At 71.6% G+C, this 5,685-nt stretch carries 7 protein-coding genes; 6 read left to right on the plus strand and 1 reads right to left on the minus strand.

The window, feature by feature from the left end; translation table 11 throughout:
* Window positions 1–1,127, plus strand: a 1,127-nt coding sequence (locus tag ACWDCZ_RS38405) for an NUDIX domain-containing protein (protein ID WP_449818368.1), incomplete at its 5' end; no start/stop codon positions are given.
* Window positions 1,124–1,627 (plus strand): NUDIX hydrolase, encoded by a 504-nt coding sequence (locus ACWDCZ_RS38410; protein WP_449810941.1) that lies wholly within the window; start codon window positions 1,124–1,126, stop codon window positions 1,625–1,627. The genes ACWDCZ_RS38405 and ACWDCZ_RS38410, both read left to right, overlap by 4 nt.
* Window positions 1,628–1,695: 68 nt before the next feature.
* On the opposite strand, the gene ACWDCZ_RS38415 is transcribed toward ACWDCZ_RS38410, so the two are convergent.
* On the minus strand, window positions 1,696–2,598 hold the full coding sequence (locus ACWDCZ_RS38415) for a LysR family transcriptional regulator (protein ID WP_449818369.1): 903 nt from the start codon (window positions 2,596–2,598) through the stop codon (window positions 1,696–1,698).
* Window positions 2,599–2,756: 158 nt separating this feature from the next.
* On the opposite strand from ACWDCZ_RS38415, the gene ACWDCZ_RS38420 reads away from it, so the two are divergent.
* The 4 genes from ACWDCZ_RS38420 (at window position 2,757) to ACWDCZ_RS38435 (ending at window position 5,621) form a co-directional block, all read left to right on the plus strand.
* A complete protein-coding gene (locus ACWDCZ_RS38420) occupies window positions 2,757–3,050 on the plus strand; it encodes a DUF1330 domain-containing protein (RefSeq protein ID WP_117485813.1) in 294 nt (97 codons plus the stop codon).
* A 221-nt stretch (window positions 3,051–3,271) separates the two neighbouring features.
* The gene (locus ACWDCZ_RS38425; RefSeq protein ID WP_049649129.1) at window positions 3,272–4,078 is read left to right on the plus strand and encodes an SDR family oxidoreductase; all 807 of its coding nucleotides are present in this window, start codon (window positions 3,272–3,274) and stop codon (window positions 4,076–4,078) included.
* 36 nt (window positions 4,079–4,114) lie between these two features.
* Window positions 4,115–5,011, plus strand: coding sequence for a helix-turn-helix transcriptional regulator (locus tag ACWDCZ_RS38430; protein WP_449818370.1), 897 nt, complete (start codon window positions 4,115–4,117; stop codon window positions 5,009–5,011).
* Between the two features lie 124 nt (window positions 5,012–5,135).
* Window positions 5,136–5,621, plus strand: coding sequence for an NUDIX domain-containing protein (locus ACWDCZ_RS38435; protein ID WP_074003274.1), 486 nt, complete (start codon window positions 5,136–5,138; stop codon window positions 5,619–5,621).
* The last annotated feature ends 64 nt before the right edge of the window (window positions 5,622–5,685 follow it).

Below are 5,685 nucleotides of genomic sequence, written 5' to 3' on the forward strand. Positions count from 1 at the left end.
ACCTGGACTTCAGCAGCCAACGGGGCCTGCGCGTACGCCAGTTCGTCTTCACCGCCGTCGTGCCGGACGGCACCCCGGTCGTCCTCTCGCCCGACCATGACGGCCACCAGTGGGCCGACGCCGAGCGGCTGCCGCCGACCGGCGAAGGGCAGCGCGCGGTGATCGAGTGGCTCACCGGCCGTCTGGCCGTACCCGGTTGGCGGCCGGCCGGCGGCTACCTCACCACCGTCGCCCGACCCAGCGCCTACGGCTGCTTCCTGGTCACCGACCCGCGGGGCCGCGTCCTCGGGATGCGCTCCGCCGTCGACCCCGGCGTGTGGAACTTCCCCGGCGGCAACGTCGAGCACGGCGAGACCCCCTTCAGCACCGCCCTGCGCGAGGCCCGGGAGGAGTTGGGCCTCGACCTCGCCGCGGAGAATCCCGAAGCCGTCGCCCGCAGGCGCCTGGTCGCCGTCATCCACGAACAGGCCGGCGCCGAGCAGCCCGTCCCCGCCTGCGGCTTCGTCTTCGACGGCGGCGTCCTGACCCGCGAGCAGCAGGCCCGGATCCGCCTCGATCCGGCCGAGCACACCGAGTGGCGGTTCGAGACGGCCCACGACTGGCACGCCCGTATGACCCCCGCCCGGTACCAGCGGCTCCGGCAGGTGCTGCGCGCCCACCGCTCCGGTGTCCCGCTCTACCTGGAGCGCCCCACGCCGACCGACGACGACTTCGAGGGCGTCCTGGTCTTCGTCACCGACCGCGCCGGTCGACTGCTGATGAACCTGCGCGAAGACAAGCCGGGCATGGCCTGGCCCGGCTACTGGACTCCGATCGGCGGCTGGCGGGAGGCCGACGAGAGCGCCCGGGAGACCGCGGTGCGCGAGGTCCGCGAGGAGGCCGGCCTCGAGATCACCGGCCTGCGGCCCCTCCCCGACCCGCACCACGACCACGGCCTCCCGCTCACCCGCGTCCTGCACGCCGTCTGGGAGGGCCCCGACAGCGACCTGCGGCTCGGGGACGAGGGCCTGGCCGTCCGCATGGTCCCCCTCGACGAGGTGCCGGACCTCAAGGTCCCGCCCTACCTGCACCACTACCTGCCCCTGCTCGCCGCCGCAGCCGACCAGTCCACCGGGAGCACCGCATGAACCGCACCGACCCCACCGGCCACACCGGCCACCTCGCGGACACGGCCGCCGGAGCACCGGGTACGGACCCGCTCGCGCTGGTCGTCGGGGTCCACCTCGTCCTGTTCGACGGCGGCACGGTGCTGCTCGGACGGCGCCGCAACACCAGCTACGCCAACGGGCTGTGGCACCTCCCGGCCGGGCACATGGAGCGGGGCGAGCCGGTCACCCGCGCCATGACGCGCGAGGCCGAGGAGGAACTCGGCATCACCATCGCCGAGGAGGACCTCGAACTCGTCCACACCCTGCACCACCTCGACACCGACCACAGCCGCCTCCAGCTGTTCTTCCGCCCGGCCCGCCACACCGGTCAGGTGCGCAACGCGGAGCCGCACAAGTGCGCGGAACTGCGCTGGTGGCCGCTCGACGGCCTGCCGGCCGACACCGTCCCCTACACCGCACACGCCCTCCGCCAGATCGCCCACGGCAACCGGCTCTCCGCCCACGGCTGGCCGGTGTGACGCCGGCACCACCGAACCCCCTCGCATCGACCAGCCGCGGAGGTCCGTCTCGCTCGACCTCCCGCGCGTCAGTCCGGCAGCCAGTGCAGTTCGCGTGCCAGGGCCTTGGCGACGGCGCGGATGCGGCGGTGCAGGGGCGACTGCTCGCGTGGGAGGACCAGGTGGAGCGTCAGGCCGGGCGCACCCCTCAGCGGTCGCCAGGTGAGACCGGCCGGTTGCACCGTGGCCGCGGCCTCTCCGGCCGGGGCGAGGGTGACCCCGTCCCGCAGGTCGCGCTGGGACAGGTCGAAAGCGACAGCGGGCGTGTGGAACCGGGGGTGCGGTCGGGTGTCCCGGAACAGCGCGGACAGCTGATCGTGGACCACGGGGTTGGCCGCGCGGTCCGGGAGTCGCAGCGGGTACGCGGCCGCGTCGGCGATCTCGATCTCCGCGCGTTCGGCCAGCGGATGGTGCTGCGCCAGCTGGACCCCGATCCGCGAACGCCGCAGCAGGAACCGGCGCACGCCATCGCCCGGTTGTTCACCGCGAGTGATCCCGGCATCGATGCGGCCGTCGGCGACCGCCGGGGAGATCTCCGGTGTCGCCATCGGGACCGCGCCGACCTCGAGTCCGCTGTTGTCGCGAATCAGCCTGTCCACCAGGGCCGGTGCCGTCTCGGCCCCGGCGCTGAGGCTGTATCCGATGCGCAGCGTGCCCAGTGCGCCGGCCGCCGCGCTCCGGGCGGTGTCCCACGCCCGGTCCAGCGCCGCCAGCGCGGGCGGAGCGGACTCCGCCAAAGCCGCACCGGCCGTGGTCAGTTCGACGCTGCGCGTGGTGCGGACCAGCAGGGCCGTCCCGAGTTCCGCCTCCAACCGACGCATCCGGGCGCTGAGTGCGGGCTGTGCGATACCGATCCGTGCGGCCGCGCGGGTGAAGTTCAACTCCTGTGCCAGCACCAGGAAGTACCGCAGGCTCACCGTGTCCGGCGCCATGCGCCCTCCCCGCCGATTGATAACGATCCGTTCTGAGCCTAGTCCGAACAGGTCTTTCCCTCGACCGCCCGTCAAGCCCTAGCCTGCGGATGCCGGGATCGATCGATCCGATTGTCGGTCCGACGTCGGACGTGCCCGGCCGAACACAGGAGGTTTCCATGGCCAAGGGCTACTGGGTCAGCGCCTACCCCGCCGTTTCCGACCCCGAGAGGCTGACCGCTTACGCGGAGCTGGCCGGTCCGGCAGTCCGGGCCGGGGGCGGGCGCCTCCTGTCCCTTGACGGCCGGGTCGTCGCCCACGAGGCCGGAATCACGCAACGCGTCGTTCTGATCGAGTTCGACAGCTTCGAACTGGCCGTCGCGGCCTACGAGAGCGAGGCGTACCAGGAGGCGCTGGTGGCCCTCTCCGGCAGCGTCGAGCGCGACTTCCGCATCATCGAAGGCATCGACTGACCGGCGGGCCCGGCCGTCGCCGAGCATCGGGGGCTCTCGCAGTACCTGGATCACCAGGGTCTCCCAGACGTTCGAAACGCCTGCCAACCTGGTTGAGTCGAACGCGCCGACAACACTCCATGGACACGCACTGCGGCTCTACCTCCATCAGGTCGATTCAGCTGCCCCGTATCCGCGACCATGTCGGCGCGTTCGTCCACGACAGAAGGGGACGGAGACCAATGGCGGACAACCAGTTCACCACTCACACAGGGCTTTTCGATCTGAGTGGGAAGTACGCCCTTGTCACTGGCGGCACCAGTGGCATCGGGATGATGATGGCGCGCGGCCTTCTCCAGGCGGGCGCCCGCGTCGTCATCAGCTCACGCGACGCGGACAGGTGCGCGGAGGCACAGCGTCTACTGTCCGAATTCGGCGACGTTCAGGCAATCCCCGCCGACCTGTCCAGGCACGACGAGTGTCAGCGCCTCGCCGATCTCGTCAAGGGCGACTCGGAACGCCTGGACATCCTCGTCAACAACGCGGGAGCGATGTGGCGCGAGCCGCTGGCGACGTTCCCGGACGAGGCCTGGGACGCGGTGATCGACCTCAACCTCAAGTCGCCGTTCTGGCTGGTGCAGGCGCTGCTCCCCGCACTTCGCGGGGCGGGCACCGCCGATGATCCCGCGCGGATCATCAACATCGGCAGTATCGCCGCCATCCACGTCGCCGAGTCGCCCAACTACTCGTACGCCAGCAGCAAGGCGGCACTCCATCAACTCACCAGAGTGCTTGCCAGGGAGCTGGGCCCCCAGCACGTCACGGTGAACGCGGTAGCACCGGGAGTGTTCCCGTCGCGGATGACGGCGTCCGCACTCGATGCCATCGGCGACACGATCGCGGCGGCGGCCCCTCTGCGCCGAATCGGCCGCGACGACGACATGGCGGGTATCGCCGTGTTCCTCGCCGGCCGGGCCGGCTCCTACCTCACGGGCGCCGTGATCCCGGTGGACGGCGGCATCGCGACGACCGCTTCGGGTACCCCCTAGACTGCGGGACGGACTTACGGTGAGGAGATGGCCACGATGGATCCACGCACCGAGATCCGGGAGTTCCTCAGCTCGCGTCGCGCCCGCATCGCACCCGCGCAGGCGGGCCTGCCCGCTTACGGCGGCAACCGTCGGGTCAAAGGTCTGCGCCGCGAGGAGGTGGCGCTACTGGCGGGGGTGTCGGTCGACTACTACGTGCGCATGGAGCGCGGCAGCCTCGCCGGTGCCTCCGATGGCGTGCTGGACGCGCTGGCCTCCGCCCTGCGACTCGACGAGGCCGAGCGCCACCACCTGTTCCACCTCGCACGCCAGTCCAGGGCGCCCGGCGGCCCACGCCGGCGTAGGCCCGCCGTGACGGTGCGCTCGACGCTGCAGCAGGTGCTCGACGCGGTCTCCGACGCACCGGCCTGGGTCAGTACCGGCCGTTATGACGTGCTCGCCACGAACAACCTCGCTCGCGCGCTGTTCTCACCGGTGCTGGCCGACCCGCGACGGCCCGCGAACACGGCGAGGTTCGTCTATCTGAACCCCGAGGCGGCCAGGGACTTCTTCGTCGACTACGACCAGATCGCCGGTGACGTGGCCGCGAAGCTACGCATGGAAGCCGGCCGCGATCCGCACGACGAGGAGCTGATCGCCCTGGTCGGCGAACTGTCGACGCGCAGTGAGCTGTTTCGGCAGCGGTGGGCATCCCAGGACGTGCGACTGCACCGGTCCGGCCGCAAGCGGGTTCGCCATCCGATCGTGGGCCGGCTCGACCTGGACGTCGAGTCCCTGGAACTGCCCGCCGAACCCGGCCTGCTTCTCAACGTCTACACGGCACCCGCGGGCACACCGACCGCTGACAATCTGGCGCTCCTGGCGTCGTGGACGACCACCCACCAGGCGCCGGCGACCGAGCTCGAAGCGGATGACGGACAGTCCAACCGTTGAAGGTGGCGCCGTGGCGGCGCGATGATGCTTGACGCCGTGTCGGTGGCTCGGACAGGGCCGGCACTGGCATGGATGTTCCTCAAGCCCCGACCACCGTCCGCTCACCCACCCCGGAGGCAGCACCGTGGAGAGCCTTCTCCAGGCCGTGGCCGTGATCGCCCACGACCGCGACCGGAACCTGGTCGCGACCCTGCACTACGCCGCGAACAGCTGGATCACGGCGTCGGCGTGGACGATCCCCGGCGGCAAGGTCGAGGTCGGTGAGCGCCTCGACGAGGCCGCCGCGCGCGAGCTGCGGGAGGAGACCGGGCTGCTCGTCGAGCCGGCGGACCTGCGGCTCGTGCACACCGTCCAGGTCCGCACGGGCTGGGACGGCGAGCACCCGTTCCTGCTGTCGGTGTTCCTCGCCACCGCGTGGCGCGGCGAGCTGACGAACACCGAGCCGGACAAGCACCTCGACGCGGTCTGGTCCCCGGCCGACGGGCTCCCGCTGCCGATGTTCCCGACCGCCCACGCCGCCCTCACCCACCACCTCTCCGGCGGGAGAGGCTTCTCCACCTACGGCTGGGACGACGAAGGCTTCGACCCGCGGGCCCTGATCGGCGCGTGACGGCGGCGGGCCGCCGCCGACCGGGCCGCCCTCTTCCGGGGGTACCGTGGCGGCGCGCCACACC

It is taken from the genome of Kitasatospora sp. NPDC001225, from assembly GCF_053597855.1.

Excerpts from the sequence above, each read along its gene's own strand:
- ACWDCZ_RS38420 (WP_117485813.1), top strand. The coding sequence starts at position 2,757 with ATGGCCAAGGGCTACTGGGTCAGCGCCTACCCCGCCGTTTCCGACCCC.
- ACWDCZ_RS38410 (WP_449810941.1), top strand. The coding sequence starts at position 1,124 with ATGAACCGCACCGACCCCACCGGCCACACCGGCCACCTCGCGGACACG.
- ACWDCZ_RS38415 (WP_449818369.1), bottom strand. The coding sequence starts at position 2,598 with ATGGCGCCGGACACGGTGAGCCTGCGGTACTTCCTGGTGCTGGCACAG.
- ACWDCZ_RS38430 (WP_449818370.1), top strand. The coding sequence starts at position 4,115 with ATGGATCCACGCACCGAGATCCGGGAGTTCCTCAGCTCGCGTCGCGCC.
- ACWDCZ_RS38425 (WP_049649129.1), top strand. The coding sequence starts at position 3,272 with ATGGCGGACAACCAGTTCACCACTCACACAGGGCTTTTCGATCTGAGT.